Here is a 17,828-nt window from a genome sequence, read left to right as displayed (position 1 = left end):
TCCCGCGCCTGATGGCTGGGCGGGACCCATGGAACGAAATGATTTGGCAGGCAAGCGGGGAATTCAATTTGCGAAATGCCAAGTGCCACTTCGACGTCAATGAAGGCGAACAGGCGGGATACGGCCGCGGAAAACCGCGCAATTGCAATGCGATTTCACTGAGGCGGCACTTTCGAATTCGTAAATTGAAATGAACCTTGCCTTGCCCAAACATCCCCTCAATTCGTGAACAACGACAAGAACAAGGGGATGGCGTCATGCCCATCGAGCTTGAAAAGCTGCTTGCTTATCCGATTCCTGTGGTCCGGCAGACCCTGACCCGCCAGCAGACGGCGCTGTATGCCCTGTCCGTCGGCCTGGGCACCGATCCACTGGACGAACGCCAACTGGCCTACGTCGATTTTCGCCGCGACCTGCGCGCCATGCCGTCGCTGGCCCTGGTGCTCGGTCATCCGGGGTTCTGGCTCGGCGATCCGTGTTCCGGGGTCGATCCGTCCTGTGTCGTGCATGGCGAGCAGCGCATCACCCTGCATGCCGCGTTGCCCGTCGAAGGCGAGGTGATCGGCGAAACCCGCATCGTCGGCGTGGTGGACAAGGGCCCGGGGCAGGGCGCCCTGCTCTACACCGAAAAACAGGTGCGCGACGCCGCCAGCGGACAGATGCTGGCCAGCACCCTGAGCACCACCTTCCTGCGTGGCGGTGGCGGCTTCGGCGGCGACAGCACGCCGCTGTTCGACACTCATCGCCTGCCGGACAGCGAGCCGGATTTCCGCGTGGACCTGCCCACCCGTGCGGAGCAGGCCCTCTATTACCGCCTCAACGGCGACGACAACCCGCTGCACGCCGATCCCGCGGCCGCCAGGGCGGCCGGTTTCAGCCGCCCGATCCTGCATGGCCTGTGCACCTTCGGCACGGTCTGCCACGCCTTGCTCAGCACCCTTGGCGACTACCAGGCAAGCCGTCTGCGCGGCATGGCCCTGCGCTTCTGCGCGCCGGTCCTGCCGGGCGAAACCATCCGCAGCGAAATCTGGCGCGACGGCTCGTTCCGCGCCTGGGTGGTGGAGCGTGACGTGCTGGTGGTGAGCAACGGCCTGGCGACCTTCGCCGCGTCCGACAACTGAATTCATACCAGGCCAGGAGACCGACATGCATTCGCCTGAAGAACGTTTGGAAAACATCCGCATGATCCGCGACAGCGCCGTCGCGTTCGCCCCGGCCAGCGAGTTGGCCAGGGTCCGCGGCCTGCGCTACCAGACCCCGGGGTTCGACCGCGCGGTGTGGCGCGAGATGGCCGACAACGGCTGGCTCGGCCTGTCGCTGGCCGAGGCGCGGGGCGGCATTGGCCTGGGCATGGCCGAATACTGCGCTTTGCTCGAAGTGTTCGGCGCCGCGCTGCTGCCCGAGCCGTTCGTGCCGGCGGTGCTGGCCGCGCGCCTGCTCGACGGCGAGCAACTGAGCGCCCAGCTGGGCGGCGAGCGCCTGCTGCTGCCGGCGCTGCAGGAAGAGATCGACAGCCTGAGCACCGCGGAGGGCGCGACCCATCTGCACAACGGCAAGGTCAGCGGGCGCAAGCTGTGCATTCCCATGGCCGGCGCCGCCGATGGCTTCCTGGTCAGCACGCCGGAGGGCCTGGCCCTGGTGGAGGCCAAGGCGCCGGGGGTGAAGCTGGAGATCGTCGTCACCCAGGACGGCGGCCACTTCGGCCATCTGCACCTGCACGAGGTCACCGCGGAATCGCTGCCGCTGCACCCGCCGGCGCTGGACTACGCCCTCGACGAAGCCGCCCTGGGCACCGCCGCCTACCTGCTGGGCGTGGCCGAGCAGGCCTTCGCCCTGACCCTCGACTACCTGCGCACGCGCAAGCAGTTCGGCCAGACCATCGGCACCTTCCAGGTCCTGCAGCACCGCGCCGTGGACCTCAAGCTGCAACTGGCCCTATGGCGCGCCAGCCTCGACGCCGCGGCCGCCGCCTGCGATGGCGGTGCCCCGGCCGGCCAGCGCCGCGCTGCCGTTTCCCGGGCCAAGGCGCGCGCCGCCGATGCCGCCTTGCTGGTGACCCGCCAGGCCGTGCAGCTGCATGGCGCGATTGGCTACACCGACGAATGCGACGTCGGCCTGTACCTGCGCAAGGCCATGACCCTGGCCAATCTCTATGGCTCATCCGATCAGCACCGGCGCCGCTACGACGCCTGCATGCCCCGTCTGACCAGCGTCTGAGGACCCCATCATGAGCGACACCCCGCAACTGCCCGACTTCAACGCCCTCAGCGACGACCAGTTCCGCCAGACGGTGCGCAGCTTCCTCCACGCGCACTTCCCGGAGCCGCTGCGCGACCTGCCCAAGCGCCTGCACTGGGAGGAGGTCAAGGACTGGTACATGACCCTGTCCGCGCACGGCTGGCTGTGCCCCGGCTGGCCCCGCGAGTTCGGCGGCATGGGCCTGTCGGCGGCCAAGCAGCTGATCTACACCGAGGTGTTCGAGGACCATGGCGTGGCCCGTACCCCGGACCACGGCATCATGCTGCTCGGCCCGCTGCTGATCCGCTACGGCTCGCCCGAGCAGCAGCAGTATTTCCTGCCGCGCATCCTGTCCGGCGAGCACATCTGGTGCCAGGGCTACAGCGAGCCGAACGCCGGCTCGGACCTTGCCAGCCTGCGCACCGAAGCGCTGCTCGACGGTGACGAGTGGGTGGTCAACGGCCAGAAGATCTGGACCACCCTGGCCACCGATGCCGACTGGATCTTCCTCCTGGTGCGCACCGACAAGACGGCGAAGAAGCAGGAGGGCATCAGTTTCCTGCTGGTGCCGATGGACAGCCCCGGGGTGACCGTGCGGCCGATCCTCAACCTCGATCTGCACGACGAGCTGTGCGAGGTGTTCTTCGACGACGTGCGCGTGCCCAGGGCCAACCTGGTCGGCGAGATGAACGCCGGCTGGACCATGGCCAAGGCGCTGCTGGGCTTCGAGCGGATCTTCCTCGGTTCGCCCAAGCAGTCGGCCAATGCCCTGACCCGCCTGGCCGTGCTCGGCCTGCACCTGGGCCTGTGCGACGACCCCGGTTTCCGCGACCGCCTGACCCGCCTGCGCCTGGACCTGGACGACCACAAGCTGCTGTTCGAGACCTTTGCCGAGCGCCTGCGCCGCGGCGAGAACCTGGGGGCCGACGTGTCGCTGCTCAAGGTGCACCAGACCGAGCTGTTCCAGCGCATCACCGACTACATGCTGGAGATCGCCGGGGAGTACGCGGCGTACCTCGAACCCATCGAGGGCAACGGCAACCTCAACCCCACCGGCCTGTTTCTCCAGGCGCGCCCCGCGACCATCTACGGCGGCAGCTCGGAGATCCAGCGCAACATCCTGGCCAAGGCAATGCTCGGCCTGTAAGTGAACGACGGAGAGAACGACATGCTCGACAACAAAGTGGTGGTGGTCACCGGCGCCGGCGGCGGTATCGGCCGGGCCCTGGCGGTAGCGATGGCACAGGCCGGCGCCGCGGTGGTGATCAATGACGTGGGTGTGTCCCTGGGCGGCGAGGGCGGTTCGGCGAGTCCGGCCCAGGAGACCCTGAAGCTGATCGAGGACGCCGGTGGGCGCGCGGTGATCAACACCGACAGCGTCGCCGACTGGAACGGCGCGCAGCACATCATCAACTGCGCCATGGACAGCTTCGGCCGTCTCGATGGCGTGGTGAACAACGCCGGGATCATCCGCGACACCATCTTCCACAAGATGAGCGTGGAGGACTGGCAGTCGGTGATCAACGTGCACCTGAACGGCAGTTTCTACGTCAGCCGCGCCGCTGCCGAGCGCTTCCGCGCGCAGAACGGCGGGGCCTTCGTGCACATGGTCAGCACCTCGGCGCTGATCGGCAACGTCGGCCAGGCCAACTACTCGGCGGCCAAGCTGGGCATGGTGGCGCTGAGCAAATCCATCGCCCTGGACATGCAGCGCTTCAACGTGCGCTCCAACTGCCTGGCGCCGTTCGCCTGGAGCCGCATGACCAGTGCGATTCCCGAGACCACCCCGGAAGAGAAGGCACGGGTCGAGCGCCTGAAGCAGATGACCCCGGAGAAGAACGCGCCGCTGGCGGTGTACCTGCTGTCGGACCAGGCCAGGGAAGTGAACGGTCAGGTGTTCACCGTGCGCCGCAACGAAATCCTCCTGATGAGCCAGAACCGCCCGCTGCGTTCGGTGCAGCAGGGCGAGGGCTGGACCGCCCAGGCCATCGCCGAGCACGGTATGCCGGCGCTGGCCGCTTCCTTCACGCCGCTGCAGGTCAGCGCCGACGTGTTCACCTGGGACCCCGTCTGATCCCACCGCCGTTAACGGATACATGAGGTTGAGCGTTATGAGTGCTACGAGTGCCCACGCGGGCTACCAGGAAATTCGCGATGGCGTGCGCGCCCTGTGCGCGGAGTTTCCCGCCGAATACTGGCGCCGGATCGACGAAGAAAAGGGCTTTCCCGAAGCCTTCGTCAAGGCCATGACCGAAGCCGGCTGGCTCTCGGCGATGATCCCGGAAGAGTACGGCGGCTCGGGCCTGGGCCTGGCCGAGGCGTCGCTGATCCTGGAGGAGGTCAACCATTGCGGTGGCAACTCCGGGACCATCCACGGGCAGATGTACAACATGTTCACCCTGCTGCGTAACGGCAGCGAGGCGCAGAAGCGCTACTACCTGCCGAAGCTGGCCAGCGGCGAACTGCGCCTGCAGTCCATGGGCGTCACCGAACCCACCACCGGCACCGACACCACCAAGATCAAGACCACCGCCGTGCGCCGTGGCGACAAGTACGTGATCAACGGCCAGAAGGTATGGATCTCGCGAGTCCAGCATTCCGACCTGATGATCCTCCTGGCCCGCACCACGCCGCTGGCCGAGGTGAAGAAAAAGGTCGACGGCATGTCGATCTTCCTCGTCGACCTGCGCGAAGCCATCGGCAACGGCCTGACCGTGCAGCCGATCGCCAACCTGGTCAACCACGAGACCAACGAGCTGTTCTTCGACAACCTGGAGATCCCCGCCAGCAGCCTGATCGGTGAGGAAGGCAAGGGCTTCCGCTATATCCTCGACGGCCTCAACGCCGAACGCACGCTGATCGCCGCCGAATGCATCGGCGACGGCCGCTGGTTCGTCGAGAAGGCCAGCCAGTACGCCCGCGACCGCGTGGTGTTCGGCCGGCCGATCGGGCAGAACCAGGGCGTGCAGTTCCCCATTGCCGAAGCGCATATCGAGATCGAGGCGGCCGACCTGATGCGCTGGCGCGCCTGTGAGGAATACGACAGCGGACGCAATGCCGGGGCGGCGGCGAACATGGCCAAGTACCTGGCGGCCAAGGCGTCGTGGGAAGCGGCCAACGCCTGCCTGCAGACCCACGGCGGTTTCGGCTTCGCCAACGAATACGACGTCGAGCGCAAGTTCCGCGAGACCCGTCTGTACCAGGTGGCGCCGATCTCCACCAACCTGATCCTGTCCTACGTCGCCGAGCACCTGCTGGGCATGCCGCGCTCCTACTGAGGCCAGGACCATGAGTGATAACGATCTGGGTCAATTGCAGCAGTGGCTGGGCCGCGAGGAGCGCTGCGAGGCGATCATCACCACGCAGATGCTCGACGCCTACCGCGCGACCCTGGCACCGCACCTGTGGGAGTCGGAGGGCTTCGCCCCGCCGGGCCTGCACTGGTGCCTGGCGCCGGGCCCGGCCCTGGCCGGCATGGCCGAACTGGGTGAGGACGGTCACCCGCGCCGCGGCGGTTTCCTGCCGCCGGTGCTGCTGCCGCGGCGCATGTGGGCCGGTGGCGAGGTGCAGACCCTGGCGCCGTTGCCGATCGACAAGCCGATCCAGCGCCTGTCGACCATCCGCGACATCCGCTTCAAGGACGGGCGCAGTGGCAAGCTGTGCTTCGTCACCGTCGAGCATGAACTGTCCTGCGCCGGCCGCCTGGCCATCCGCGAGCGCCAGGACATCGTCTACCGCGGACCGTCCGAGGCTGGTGCGGCACCGGCCGCTGGCGTCGAGCGCAGTGGCGAGCTGGAGCACTGGGTCGAGACACCGCCGACCTTGCTGATGCGTTACTCGGCACTGACCTTCAATGCCCATCGCATCCATTACGACCTGCCCTATGCCACCCAAGTGGAGGGCTACCAGGGCCTGGTGGTGCACGGGCCGCTGCAGGCCAGCCTGCTGTTCAACCTGGTGGCCCGGCATGCCGGGCGGGTGCCGGCGCGTTTCGCCTATCGCGGCCAGGTGCCGTTGATCGCCGGACGGGTGTTCCGCGCGGCGGCCTCCTGGAGCGTACCGGGCGACACCCTGCAGGCCTGGACCCAGGATGCCGACGGCAACCTGAACATGGAGGCGAGCGCGACATGCTGACTGAATTCCGTGCACCCCTGGCCCCGCTGTTCGTCCCGGGGGACCGTCCCGAGCGTTTCGCCAAGGCTGCCGCCAGCGGCGCCGACGCGGTGATCCTCGACCTGGAAGACGCCGTGGCACCCGAGGCCAAGGCCCTGGCCCGCGAAGCGGTAGCCCGGCATGGCATCGAGCGGGTGCCGGTGATCCTCCGGATCAACGCCAGCAGCAGCGACGCCTTCCAGGCCGACCTGGCCGCCCTGCGCCAGACGCGGTTCGCCGCGTTGATGCTGGCCAAGGCCGAGACGGCCGCGGACATTCGCCTGATCCATGCCCTGATGGGGCGCCAGGTGCCGGTCATCGCCCTGGTGGAAAGCGCGCCGGCGTTCCAGGACCTCGGTGCGCTGCTCAACGAGCCGGGGGTGGTGCAGGCCGCCTTCGGCTCCCTGGACCTGGCCCTGGACCTGGGCTGCCAGCCGAGCTGGGAGGCCCTCGGCCATTGCCGCGGCATGCTCGTCCTGCAGTCGCGCCTGGCCGGCCTGCCAGCGCCGCTGGACGGGGTCACGCCGAGCTTCGACGACCCCGCCGCGGTCCAGCAGGACGCCCTGATCGCCAGCCACCTGGGCTTCGGCGGCAAGCTGGCGATCCATCCGCGCCAGGTCGCGCCCATCAACCAGGCCTTCCGCCCCGATGCCCAGTCCGTGAGCTGGGCGCGCCGGGTGCTGGAGGCCGTGCGTGGCGGCGGTGCCGTGCAGGTCGACGGGGCGATGGTCGATCGCCCGTTGATCGAGCGTGCCCGCCGCATCCTTTCCCGTTCCAGCCCCGTTGGAGAATCCCAAGCATGAAAGTCCTCGTTGCAGTGAAACGAGTGGTCGATTTCAACGTCAAGGTCCGCGTCAAGGCGGACCAGACCGGCGTCGAACTGGCCAGCGTGAAAATGGCCCTCAATCCGTTCTGCGAAATCGCCGTGGAAGAGGCGGTCAGGCTCAAGGAACAAGGCATCGCCAGTGAAGTGGTGGTGGTCACGGTCGGCGCTGGTGTGGCCCAGGAGCAGCTGCGTACCGCCCTGGCCCTGGGCGCCGACCGCGCGATCCTGGTGGAAAGCGCCGACGAACCCGGTTCGCTGGTGGTGGCCAAGGCGCTCAAGGCCGTGGTCGACCGCGAACAGCCGCGCCTGGTGATCCTCGGCAAGCAGGCCATCGACAGCGACAACAACCAGACCGGGCAGATGCTCGCCGCGCTCAGCGGCTACGCCCAGGGCACCTTCGCCTCGAAAGTCGAGGTGGCCGGCGACACGCTGAACGTCACCCGCGAGATCGATGGCGGTCTGCAGACCGTGGCGCTGAACCTGCCGGCGGTGGTCACCACCGACCTGCGCCTGAACGAGCCGCGCTATGCCTCGCTGCCGAACATCATGAAAGCCAAGAAGAAGCCGCTGGAGGTGCTGACGCCGCAGGACCTCGGGGTGTCCACCGCCACGACGCTGAAGACCCTGAAGGTCGAGGCGCCGGCGGTCCGCAGTGGCGGCATCAAGGTGCAATCCGTGGCCGAACTGGTCGAAAAACTGAAGAACGAAGCGAAGGTGATCTGATGGCCGTCCTGGTAATCGCTGAACACAGCAATGGCGTCCTCGGCGCCGTGACATTGAACACCGTGGCCGCTGCCTGCCGGATCGACGACAACGTCGCCGTGCTGGTGGCCGGCCATCAGGTCGGCGCGGTCGCCGAGGCCGCGGCGCGTATCGTTGGGGTCAGCAAGGTGCTGGTCGCCGACGCTGCCGCCCATGCCCACCTGCTGCCGGAAAACCTCGCGCCGCTGCTGGTCGGGCTCAGCCAGGGCTTCAGCCACCTGCTGGCGCCGGCCACCAGCAATGGCAAGAACTACCTGCCGCGGGTCGCGGCGCTGCTGGATGTGGAGCAGATCTCCGAGATCATCGAGGTGGTCAGCGCGGACACCTTCAAGCGTCCGATCTACGCCGGCAATGCCATCGCCACCGTGCAGTCCAGCGCGCCGGTCAAGGTCATCAGCGTGCGCGCCACCGGCTTCGACCCGGCGGCGGCGGAGGGGGGCAGTGCCAGCATCGAGGCGGTGGACGCCGGTGCCGACCAGGGCCTGTCGCGCTTCGTCGGCGAGCAGTTGGCCAAGTCCGACCGGCCGGAACTGACCGGGGCGAAGATCGTCGTCTCCGGTGGTCGCGGCATGCAGAGCGGCGACAATTTCGGCCTGCTCTACAGCCTCGCCGACCAGCTCGGCGCCGCGGTGGGGGCGTCCCGCGCGGCGGTGGATGCCGGCTATGCGCCCAACGACATGCAGGTCGGCCAGACCGGCAAGATCGTCGCACCGCAGTTGTACATCGCCGTCGGCATCTCCGGGGCGATCCAGCACCTGGCGGGGATGAAGGATTCCAAGGTGATCGTGGCGATCAACAAGGACGAGGAGGCGCCGATCTTCCAGGTCGCCGACTACGGCCTGGTGGGCGATCTGTTCGAGATCGTGCCGCAACTGCAAGCCGCACTGTGAGGAGCACCGAGATGAGAAGAGCAGCGATCGTGGCGCCGCGCCGCACCCCGGTGGGCGCCTTTGGCGGCAGCCTGCGCACGGTGCCGGTGGAGCGCCTGGGCGCGGCGGTGGTCAACGCCATCCTGGCGCAGACCCGGCTGGACCCCGCGCGTATCGACGACGTGGTGTTCGCCCAGTCCTATGCCAGCTCGGAAACCCCCTGCGTAGGCCGCTGGATCGCCCTGGAGGCCGGCCTGCCGGTGAGCGTGCCGGGCATGCAACTGGACCGCCGTTGCGGCGGTGGCCTGCAGGCCCTGCTCAGCGCCGCGATGATGGTGCAGACCGGCGCCGCCGATGTGGTCCTGGCCGGCGGTGTGGAGAGCATGAGCAACATCGAGTACTACAGCACCGACATGCGCTGGGGCTCGAAAGCCGGGTCGGTGACCCTGCACGACCGCCTCGATCGCGGCCGCGAGCGCTCGCAGCCGGAGCACCGCTTCGGGCGCATCTCGGGAATGATCGAGACCGCCGAGAACCTGGCCCGCGAGTACGGCATCAGCCGTGAAGCCTCCGACGCCTTCGCCGCGCGCAGCCAGCAACGCGCCGCGGCGGCCTGGGAAGCCGGGCACTTCGACGCCGAGATCGTCCCCCTCAGCGTGCCGCAGAAGCGCGGCGGGCCGTTGCTGGTGAGCCGTGACGAGGGCGTGCGCGGCGATACCACGCTGGAGAAGCTGGCGGCGCTGCGCACGCTGGCCAAGGACGGCACGGTCACCGCCGGCAATGCCTCGCAGCAGAACGACGCGGCGGCGGCGTGCCTGGTGGTGGCCGAAGACAAGCTGGACGAGCTGGGCCTGGAGCCGATCGGCTACCTGCACAGCTGGGCGGCGGCCGGCTGCGAGCCGGCGACCATGGGCATCGGTCCGGTGCCGGCGGTGAGCAAACTGTTCGCTCGCACCGGCCTGGGCTTCGAGCAGATGGACCTGGTGGAGGTCAACGAGGCCTTCGCCTGCCAGGTGCTGGCGGTACTCAAGGGCTGGGGCTGGAACGACCCGGACCGGCTCAACGTCAACGGCTCGGGGATTTCCCTGGGCCATCCGGTGGCGGCCACCGGCATGCGCATCATGACGTCGGTGCTGCACGAGTTGCAGCGTCGCCAGGGGCGCTATGCCCTGGAGACCATGTGCATCGGCGGCGGCCAGGGCCTGGCTGCCATCTTCGAACGCGCGGGTCGATAGGCAGGGCGACCTTCGGGATTCAACACGCTTCGGTTTGCCACTTGGCTGGACCCGTCCCGGCGGGGTCCAGCGCACAACAAAAACAATCATCGCAATGCCGGGTCCGCCCAGCGTTGTCCTTCGGGGCGGCGTCGGTGCGGGCCTGGCGGGAGGCAAGCGCACATGAAACAAAGCAACGTATCGGCCCGCAGCGGGCTGTGGGTAGTGGTCCTGTGTTTCCTGACGATCGTGGCCGACGGCTATGACCTGATCATCTATGGCGCCACGGTACCGAGCCTGATGGAAGAACCTGGCTGGAACATGACCCCGGCGGTGGCCGGCATGATCGGCGGCTGGACCCTGGCCGGCCTGATGGTGGGCTTTCTCCTCACCGGTTGGCTGACCGACCGCCTGGGCCGGCGCAACCTGATCATGATCGGCGTGCTGTGGTTCTCCGTGGGCTCGGCGCTCTGCGCCGTCGCCCAGACGCCGCAGATGCTGGGGATCTTCCGCTTCCTCAGCGGCATCGGCCTGGGTGGCGTGGTGCCCTGCGCCGTGGCCCTGACCATCGAGTACGCCCCGCGGCAGCGCCGCCAGCTCTACAACGGCCTGATGCTCACCGGCTATTCGGTGGGCGGCATCGTCTCGGCGCTGGCGGCCCTGGCGCTGTTGCCGGAGCACAGCTGGCGCACCCTGTATGCCATCGGTGGGCTCTACGTGCTGATCCTGCCGGTGATGTATTTCCTCTTGCCGGAGTCGGTCAACTACCTGGTCGGCCTTGGCCGCCATGAAGAGGCGCGGGCCTTGGCGCAGCGCTATGGCATCGACTTCGAGCAGGTCCTGCAGGAGCTGGCGACCCAGCACAAGGTGCAGCCCGATGTGCAGGGGCTGTTGGGCTACCGCTTGCTGTTCTCGGCGAATTTCCGTGGTGCGGCGCTGCTGTTCATCCTCGGCATGTTCTGCACGCAGCTGATCATCTACGGGCTCAATACCTGGCTGCCGCACCTGATGCGCAGCGCCGGCTATGCCCTGGGGTCGTCCCTGCAGTTCCTGCTGGTCCTGCAGTTGGGCGCGGTGGTCGGCACCCTGGCCGGGGCCAGCTTCGCCGACCGTGTCGGTTCGAAGAAAGTGGTGGTGCCGTTCTATCTGATCGGTGCGCTGTCGTTGCTGGCGCTGAGCCAGAAACCGGATGCCGGCTGGCTGATGTGTGCAGTGTTCGGCGCAGGGCTGGGGACCATTGGTTCGAGCACCCTGATGTACGGATTCCTCGCTGCCTATTTCCCCACCGCCTGTCGCGGTGCGGCGGTAGGTGCGGCACTGGGCATCGGCCGGGCGGGGGCAATCCTGGGGCCGATGATCGGCGGCTGGATCGTCGGTGCCAACCTCGATCACCAGTGGAATTTCTATGCCTTCGCCTTGCCCGCGGTACTGGCGGCGATGTTCGCCAGCCTGATCCCGGCGAGCGGTTTGCGGCGTGAGGGGGTACAGGCACTGGACAAGGATTGCCAGAAGGTCTGACGGCTTGCGCCGACGCCCCGGGGATTTACCCGGGGCGTCTTTTTTTGCAGCCGTGGTCGGGATCGCAAGGTATGCAAGCCATCCGATCGAGAGTGCTGAAGGAGGTTCAGAGTGGGAATTTTCCCAAATTTCCCAGGGAAATTCTGAGCGTCGGTTTTCGGGTCGAAATCCCCAAGTCAGATGTTTTACTGTCCGCGCCGGAAATTTGAATCGATCCGGCAGGAATTTCATATAAGTTTGCGCTCAAATTGTTCAATTTGTTTCGGTGTTGGCGCCGACTTCCCAGGCGATGGTGTTTTCAGTAAAAAATCGCGGTTTCAAGGGCTGAAGTTCATTGCTGGATATTTCTTCGGAAGCTTTCAGCAGGACTGCCCATGGGAAAAATCGTCAGCCGTTACCCACCGCCCAAGCACCGCAATCCCTACGACCTGCGCGTCCGCGACCTGGACGACAAGTTCCTCGATGTCTACGCCTTCGAGGGCCAGGAGTACCTGAGCAAGCCGTTCCGCTACACCATCCGCTTCACCTGCGGCGAGCCGCGGGAGGTGTTCAACGGCGTGGTCAGCATGACCCAGGAGCAGTTCCTCGCGCGCAACGAGCGCAAGAACTCGCCGCTGGACCTGGACATGCCCAGCATCCTCAACCGCACCGCGCGTTTCGCCATCTATGGCAAGCCGCCGAAGGTATTCGCCTGGCGGATCAAGAACGAGATCCACGAGCCGCTGCGCGAGCTGTTCGGCCTGATCACCGGCTTCCAGCGCATCGGTGGCTCGGTGGACGAAGGTCACTACGAAATCACCCTGGAGCCGCGTCTCGTGCGCCTGGCCCGGGGCAAGCGCTACCGCATCTTCCAGCACCAGTCAGTGCCGCAGATCGTCCGGCAGATCCTCGAGGACCATGGCTTCTTCGTGAACAGCGCCTTCCGGTTCGACCTCAAGCGCGAGTACCCGCGGCGCCGGCAGGTGATGCAGTACGGCGAGAGCGACCTGGCGTTCATCGAACGGCTGCTGGCCGAGGTCGGCATCTGGTACCGCATCGTCTTCGTCTCGGAACTGAAGGTCGACCAGGTGCGCTTTCATGACTGGCAGTGCCACCTGGATTTCGGTGTCGAGCTGCCTTGCCTGACCCCCAGCGGGCTGTCCAGCAGCGATGCCGACGCGGTGTGGCAATTGCGCACGCAGCACCAGGTGGTGGAGAAGGAAGTGTTCTTCCGCACTTACGATCCGCGTCAGGCCAATCTGCGGCTGCAGGGCGAGGTCAGCCGGCCGCCGGGTTTTTCGCTTCCCGAGATCCGTTATGGCGAAACCTACGAGTACGCCATGCCCTACACCGAAATGGGCACCCAGACGATGCATGGCTATGGCGCGGAAACGGAGTCCGGGCATTTCTTCGCGCGGCTGAGCCAGGAGCGCAGCCTCAACCAGCGCGTCCTGTTGAGTGGCACCACCTGCAGTCCGACCCTGATGCCGGGGCAGGTCCTGCGGGTAACCGGGAATGCGCCGCAGGACTTCGCCAACCGGGTGCTGGTCCACACCATCGATGTCAAGGGCGCGCGTAACAAGCTGCACACGGTCGAGTTCAGCGGAATTCCCTACGACGAATACATCTGCTTCCGACCGCAGCTCAAGCCCAAGCCGAGCATCAGCGGCACGCTGCCGGCGCGTATCACCAGCCAGAACGACGATGATCTCTACAGCCATATCGATGACGAGGGGCGCTATCGGGTCAGGTTTCTGTTCGACCGCGACGAATGGGATGCCGGCAAGGAAAGCGTCTGGCTGCGTTTGGCCCGACCCTACGCCGGCGCGACCTATGGCCTGCACCTGCCGCTGGTGCAGGGCACGGAAGTGGCAGTGGCGTTCGAGCAGGGGGATCCGGACCGGCCCTACATCGCCCATGCCCTGCACGACAGCCAGCATCCCGATCACGTGGCCAACCGCAACAACCGGCGCAACGTGCTGCGCACTCCGGCGAACAACAAACTGCGCATGGAGGATGAACGCGGGCAGGAGCACGTCAAGCTCAGCACCGAGTTCGGTGGCAAGAGCCAGTTGAACCTGGGGCATCTGGTGGACAGCCAGCGCAGAAAGCGGGGTGAAGGTTTCGAGCTGCGCACCGATCACTGGGGCGCATTGCGGGCAGGCAAGGGCTTGTTCATCAGCGCCGATGCCCAACCTGGGGCGCAGGGGCAGGTGCTGGACATGGCTGCTGCGGTCGACCGGTTGCAACAGGCAGGCGACCAGCTCCAGCAACTCTCCACCGACGCCCAGACCTGCCAGGCCGAGCCGGCGGATGTGCAGGCGCAGTTGAACCTGCTCCGGCAGGACCTGGAGCAGTTGAAATCTTCGGTCCTCCTGCTCAGCGCCCCGCAGGGCGTGGCGGTGACCAGCGGCAAGCACCTGCAACTGGCGGCGCAGGACAACCTGATGCTCAACGCCGGCGGCGAGGCGGACCTCAGCGTGATCAAGCGCCTGTTCATCTGCGTGGGGCAGGGGGTGAGCCTGTTCGTGCGCAGGCTGGGCATCAAGCTGATCGCCAACCAGGGCCCGGTGCAGATCCAGGCGCAGAACGACACCCTGGGGATCATGGCGCGGCAGGGGCTGGAGATCACCAGTACCGAGGATGAGATCAAGATCGTTGCCAAGAAGAAGATCACCCTCAATGCCGGTGGCAGCTATCTCGTTCTTGACCCTTGCCGCATCGAAGCCGGGACCGAGGGGGACTACAACGTCAAGGCCCCACGGGTGGAATTCACGGGTGCGGCGAGCATGAGTGCGGCGCATCCTGAGTATCCGTTGAGCCAGTTCAGGCAGCCGTTGCGGTTCACCATCGATCAGGTTCCGAACGCTCCGGACTTTGGTTGGGCGGGCATGCCTTATCAGCTGTTTGCCGGAGCGACGCTGCTCGGTGAAGGGGTACTGGATGAACGTGGGCAGATCCAGATCGACCATGAGGTGGTTACCCATTCTTACCGACTGCAAATGAACAACGGCATCAGCTACCAGTTGCCGGTACCTGGCGAGTACAGCAATCCGCAACAGGCTTATCTCGCAAACGACGGTTTGCAGAACCACAGCTTCAAAACCGGAAACGGCGTTATTGCACCCATGGCTCATACAGAGCTACGGGGGCTTTATGCCGAGCTGCTGAACGGGTCAGACAACACACAAGGAGAAAGCTGATGACGCAGGACGCCATTGTGGTCCCGATCTGTCTCAAGCACACCAACAAGGCCAGATGCACTTCGCCGTGGTTCGTGCAGGACACTGAATACCATCCGGTCAAGGCCACGTTTCAACCTTTGGTCAATGGCGAGGAGGCGTTCAGAGCCGTGCACGAGGCCATCGCCAAGGCCCGGAAAACGATCGATATCAGTTGTTGGGGCTTTCAGCCGTCGATGTACTTCATCCGTGACGGCAAGTCCCCCTGCATCGGCGAACTGCTTCGGCACAAAGCCAGGGAAGGAGTGCGGGTACGGATTCTGGGCTGGGAATTTCCGTTCAACAGTGCGGGTGTAGGTGGCGAGGCAAACCTGCCCGGCAAAGGCAATCTGCGCATTCAGAATCGGGCATTGCAGAGTTCGACCGAAGAGCAATATGCCTACGATCGCCAATGGTTCGCAGATTGCTCGATTCATGATCAGAAGGCATTAGCCAAGGCTGACAACGGCATTCCTCTGTTCGTCAGTCGTGGCTTCACAGCGGCGGAGCGCAACAGGATCTTCAGGGATGTCGATCAGAACGCGCTGGACCAGGAACTTAGCCTGGAAACCAAGAGCGTGATGGCCGCTACGGTGACCCACCATCAGAAGACGGTGCTGGTCGATTACGAGGAACCTGAAGTCGCTGTCGGTTTTGTCATGGGGCACAACATGCTCGACGAGTACTGGGATACCGATCGGCATTCGGCCCGTAACCGGACAGCGCAAAGCAAGCCCGCCCCTGATCGGGGACCCCGGGGCGAGACACCTCGTCAGGATATTTCCAGTCGATTGACAGGGCCGATCCTCGAGCACCTTCACCACAACTTCGCCCACTCCTGGTTCATGGAGACCGGTGAGGAGTTATTGGGTCTGAGATCGTCACAGGAGCTGGCAAGAGCGCTCAAATGTGGCAATGGAACACCACAGCTGGCCCAACTGTTGAGGACGCAGGCTCAGGCCGGCGTTCGCGATATCGAGCGTATGTACATGCAGGCGGTCAACAACGCTACACAGTTCATCTACCTGGAGAACCAGTACTTCCGCTGGCCACCGCTGGCCGAGAAGATCAAGGAAATCGCCGCCAGACAGACCGCTGGAGGACGTGACCCGGGCAAGCATGGTGACCTGCATCTGTTCGTGCTCACCAATGCCGATACCGCCGGAATCGGCCCGGGCATCCTCAATACCCAGCGCATGGTCGAAGGCCTCGGTCGTGCCGATACCATGCCCGCAGTGACCAAGTTGCGACGAATCAAGAAAGCGATCAGCGATGCTCCACCTCCCTCGGACCCGCGTGACCGTGTCGGCAAGATCAAGCTCGATCAGCAGATTGAAGAAATCGAAAAGGACACGCTACGTCCCGAAGCCATTCCCGGGCTCAAAGTGCATATCTGTTCACTGGTCGCGCCCGACACCACGGACTGGCAGGACTGGGTACCGGTCTATATCCATTCCAAGTTGATGATCGTCAACGATGTTTTCACCACGCTCGGTTCGGCCAATATCAATACCCGCAGCATGCAGGTGGATACCGAGATGAATGTTGCGCATGAGTGGATGAGTGTTACGCGGGATTTGAGACGGCGGTTGTGGACGTTGCACACGGCAGGAAGGGGCGCGCAGGACAACCCGGCTGAAGCGTTCGAGGAGTGGCAAAAAATAATCGATGAAAACAAAAGACGGCAAAAAAATAAGCTCGGACCATCGGCGCCGCTCATTGAATTCTATTTTGGTGATTCGGACATTAAGGACCAGGACTGATGCGGTTGATTTTTATTTTGCTCTGTCTGTTTGTTTCGGCTTGTGATCGTGACGGAAATTTTGTGTTCTCAGAGAGGAAACCTAGCATGCCACCGTTGAAACCTGTAGATGAAAGGCTTGCGTTTTCATGCAGGCACGAAGTCTTTCCTGAAGTCAGTGAGGAAACGGACAGTCTTTTTAAGTATGCTCGATGGCTGCAGAAGAATAATCTGCTGAAGAAAGATGAATTGGTTAATCGTGAGATAGAGCGACTTTATAGGGTTGCCGCAGAGAATGGTCACGCTAAAGCCAATATAAATCTGCAGAATGGCAGTATGCGGAAGCACTTCAGGCTATTGGGGGATGAGCATTTGCGTCTCAGCCAAGGCCTGATCGATAGTGGTGTTGCGACGGGATATTATTTTGTTGCTATTTTTCTTCAGCAGGGCTCTGCGGGACTGGAGCTAGACAAGGATATGGCTTTTCGTTACTTCTACAAAGCTGCGGAGGAAGGAAATGCGCAAGCTCAGTTATATATGGGTGACAAGTTGTCGCCAATTGAAATCGCCCCAGAAACGGCTTCTCGAATGTACCGCTGTGCAGCAGAGCAAGGAGAAGGAAAGGCTGCGGTTTATTTGGCGATAGATTTGAAATATCAACGTTCTTATGAGGAAGCCGTGCAGATACTCCAGATGGGAGTAAAGGCAGGTAACTCAAGTGCAGCAAGTCGCCTGGAAAAAGCTTTTCGCAACCCTGATCAATCTGATGAATTTAACTTCTTGAACCAGAAAGAAGACACGGAACGCGCGGACCGCTACAAAAAAATCTGGCGCATTCTCGCCAACTATTCCTACGCCAGCCCAAAAGTCCCGGAAATCGACGAAATCGTCCCACTCCCTCCCGCCAAACTCCCCCCATGGGACGGCAAACTCCAATGGCTGGAAGAACGCCTCGCCAATATCCCCCCACCCAAGCCGGATGAATGGTTGATCGAAAAACTGGCCAAGGAAAAAGGCCTCGACCCGAAAACCGGAAGACCCAAACCCGGCTCTCCGGTTTTCCGTGCCGAGTACTTCCCGGCGGACACCTGTGAAAGCGGCCAGCCCTGTCCGCAGGAGGGCTATTGGAAAGTCATGTGGTCGGAAAGCTGGGTGCGCAACGAAGAGGTTGTTCAGCACTTCAACGAAGGTGATCTGATGCCCCATCCGGAGGGCAACTACTACCTGTACCGAACCTGGCCGTTGCCAAAAAAACTCATGACAGGACCGATCTTCGTGAAGTGGGGACTGTTGGGATGAGGCGCTTCC

The 17,828-nt window shown here is 64.3% G+C and carries 14 protein-coding genes; all 14 read left to right on the top strand.

Annotated features, from left to right (window positions below; genetic code table 11):
* Positions 1 to 257: 257 nt before the first annotated feature.
* The 14 genes from RTI28_RS22170 to RTI28_RS22105 all read left to right on the top strand — a co-directional run bounded on the left by RTI28_RS22170 (position 258) and on the right by RTI28_RS22105 (position 17,819).
* Positions 258 to 1,121: a MaoC family dehydratase gene (locus tag RTI28_RS22170; RefSeq protein ID WP_316922426.1), complete on the top strand. Its 864-nt coding sequence runs from the start codon at positions 258 to 260 to the stop codon at positions 1,119 to 1,121.
* A gap of 25 nt (positions 1,122 to 1,146) precedes the next feature.
* Positions 1,147 to 2,217, top strand: a complete 1,071-nt coding sequence (locus tag RTI28_RS22165) for an acyl-CoA dehydrogenase family protein (RefSeq protein ID WP_316922425.1) — start codon at positions 1,147 to 1,149, stop codon at positions 2,215 to 2,217.
* Positions 2,218 to 2,245: 28 nt separating this feature from the next.
* Entirely contained in the window at positions 2,246 to 3,385 is a 1,140-nt protein-coding gene (locus tag RTI28_RS22160) for an acyl-CoA dehydrogenase family protein (RefSeq protein WP_316922472.1), read from the top strand.
* 21 nt (positions 3,386 to 3,406) lie between these two features.
* Entirely contained in the window at positions 3,407 to 4,312 is a 906-nt protein-coding gene (locus RTI28_RS22155) for an SDR family oxidoreductase (protein ID WP_316922424.1), read from the top strand.
* 37 nt (positions 4,313 to 4,349) lie between these two features.
* Positions 4,350 to 5,516 carry an acyl-CoA dehydrogenase family protein gene (locus tag RTI28_RS22150; RefSeq protein WP_316922423.1) on the top strand — a complete coding sequence of 389 codons (1,167 nt, stop codon included), beginning with the start codon at positions 4,350 to 4,352 and terminating at the stop codon, positions 5,514 to 5,516.
* 10 nt (positions 5,517 to 5,526) lie between these two features.
* A complete protein-coding gene (locus tag RTI28_RS22145) occupies positions 5,527 to 6,372 on the top strand; it encodes a protein dehydratase (RefSeq protein ID WP_316922422.1) in 846 nt (281 codons plus the stop codon).
* Positions 6,366 to 7,193 (top strand): CoA ester lyase, encoded by an 828-nt coding sequence (locus RTI28_RS22140; RefSeq protein WP_316922421.1) that lies wholly within the window; start codon positions 6,366 to 6,368, stop codon positions 7,191 to 7,193. Before RTI28_RS22145 ends, RTI28_RS22140 begins: the two co-directional genes overlap by 7 nt.
* A complete protein-coding gene (locus RTI28_RS22135) occupies positions 7,190 to 7,939 on the top strand; it encodes an electron transfer flavoprotein subunit beta/FixA family protein (protein WP_316922420.1) in 750 nt (249 codons plus the stop codon). The genes RTI28_RS22140 and RTI28_RS22135 overlap by 4 nt, the downstream gene beginning before the upstream one ends.
* Positions 7,939 to 8,868, top strand: coding sequence for an electron transfer flavoprotein subunit alpha/FixB family protein (locus tag RTI28_RS22130; protein WP_316922419.1), 930 nt, complete (start codon positions 7,939 to 7,941; stop codon positions 8,866 to 8,868). Before RTI28_RS22135 ends, RTI28_RS22130 begins: the two co-directional genes overlap by 1 nt.
* Before the next feature lie 11 nt (positions 8,869 to 8,879).
* A complete protein-coding gene (locus RTI28_RS22125; RefSeq protein WP_316922418.1) occupies positions 8,880 to 10,082 on the top strand; it encodes an acetyl-CoA C-acetyltransferase in 1,203 nt (400 codons plus the stop codon).
* A gap of 162 nt (positions 10,083 to 10,244) precedes the next feature.
* The gene (locus RTI28_RS22120) at positions 10,245 to 11,579 is read left to right on the top strand and encodes an aromatic acid/H+ symport family MFS transporter (RefSeq protein WP_316922417.1); all 1,335 of its coding nucleotides are present in this window, start codon (positions 10,245 to 10,247) and stop codon (positions 11,577 to 11,579) included.
* Between the two features lie 374 nt (positions 11,580 to 11,953).
* Positions 11,954 to 14,761: a type VI secretion system tip protein VgrG gene (locus RTI28_RS22115; protein WP_316922416.1), complete on the top strand. Its 2,808-nt coding sequence runs from the start codon at positions 11,954 to 11,956 to the stop codon at positions 14,759 to 14,761.
* Positions 14,761 to 16,542, top strand: coding sequence for a phospholipase D-like domain-containing protein (locus RTI28_RS22110; protein WP_316922415.1), 1,782 nt, complete (start codon positions 14,761 to 14,763; stop codon positions 16,540 to 16,542). Before RTI28_RS22115 ends, RTI28_RS22110 begins: the two co-directional genes overlap by 1 nt.
* 86 nt (positions 16,543 to 16,628) lie before the next feature.
* A complete protein-coding gene (locus RTI28_RS22105; protein ID WP_316922414.1) occupies positions 16,629 to 17,819 on the top strand; it encodes a sel1 repeat family protein in 1,191 nt (396 codons plus the stop codon).
* The last annotated feature ends 9 nt before the right edge of the window (positions 17,820 to 17,828 follow it).

It is taken from the genome of Pseudomonas sp. zfem002 (assembly GCF_032621685.1).
Lineage (GTDB): Bacteria > Pseudomonadota > Gammaproteobacteria > Pseudomonadales > Pseudomonadaceae > Aquipseudomonas > Aquipseudomonas japonica.
Note: the sequence above shows the minus strand (reverse complement) of the source record. Positions and strands in the feature narration are given on the sequence as shown.

Coding starts and splice junctions, on each gene's coding strand:
- RTI28_RS22140 (WP_316922421.1), top strand. CDS start 6,366: ATGCTGACTGAATTCCGTGCACCCCTGGCCCCGCTGTTCGTCCCGGGG.
- RTI28_RS22165 (WP_316922425.1), top strand. CDS start 1,147: ATGCATTCGCCTGAAGAACGTTTGGAAAACATCCGCATGATCCGCGAC.
- RTI28_RS22130 (WP_316922419.1), top strand. CDS start 7,939: ATGGCCGTCCTGGTAATCGCTGAACACAGCAATGGCGTCCTCGGCGCC.
- RTI28_RS22125 (WP_316922418.1), top strand. CDS start 8,880: ATGAGAAGAGCAGCGATCGTGGCGCCGCGCCGCACCCCGGTGGGCGCC.
- RTI28_RS22115 (WP_316922416.1), top strand. CDS start 11,954: ATGGGAAAAATCGTCAGCCGTTACCCACCGCCCAAGCACCGCAATCCC.
- RTI28_RS22155 (WP_316922424.1), top strand. CDS start 3,407: ATGCTCGACAACAAAGTGGTGGTGGTCACCGGCGCCGGCGGCGGTATC.
- RTI28_RS22120 (WP_316922417.1), top strand. CDS start 10,245: ATGAAACAAAGCAACGTATCGGCCCGCAGCGGGCTGTGGGTAGTGGTC.
- RTI28_RS22150 (WP_316922423.1), top strand. CDS start 4,350: ATGAGTGCTACGAGTGCCCACGCGGGCTACCAGGAAATTCGCGATGGC.
- RTI28_RS22145 (WP_316922422.1), top strand. CDS start 5,527: ATGAGTGATAACGATCTGGGTCAATTGCAGCAGTGGCTGGGCCGCGAG.
- RTI28_RS22105 (WP_316922414.1), top strand. CDS start 16,629: ATGCCACCGTTGAAACCTGTAGATGAAAGGCTTGCGTTTTCATGCAGG.
- RTI28_RS22170 (WP_316922426.1), top strand. CDS start 258: ATGCCCATCGAGCTTGAAAAGCTGCTTGCTTATCCGATTCCTGTGGTC.
- RTI28_RS22110 (WP_316922415.1), top strand. CDS start 14,761: ATGACGCAGGACGCCATTGTGGTCCCGATCTGTCTCAAGCACACCAAC.
- RTI28_RS22135 (WP_316922420.1), top strand. CDS start 7,190: ATGAAAGTCCTCGTTGCAGTGAAACGAGTGGTCGATTTCAACGTCAAG.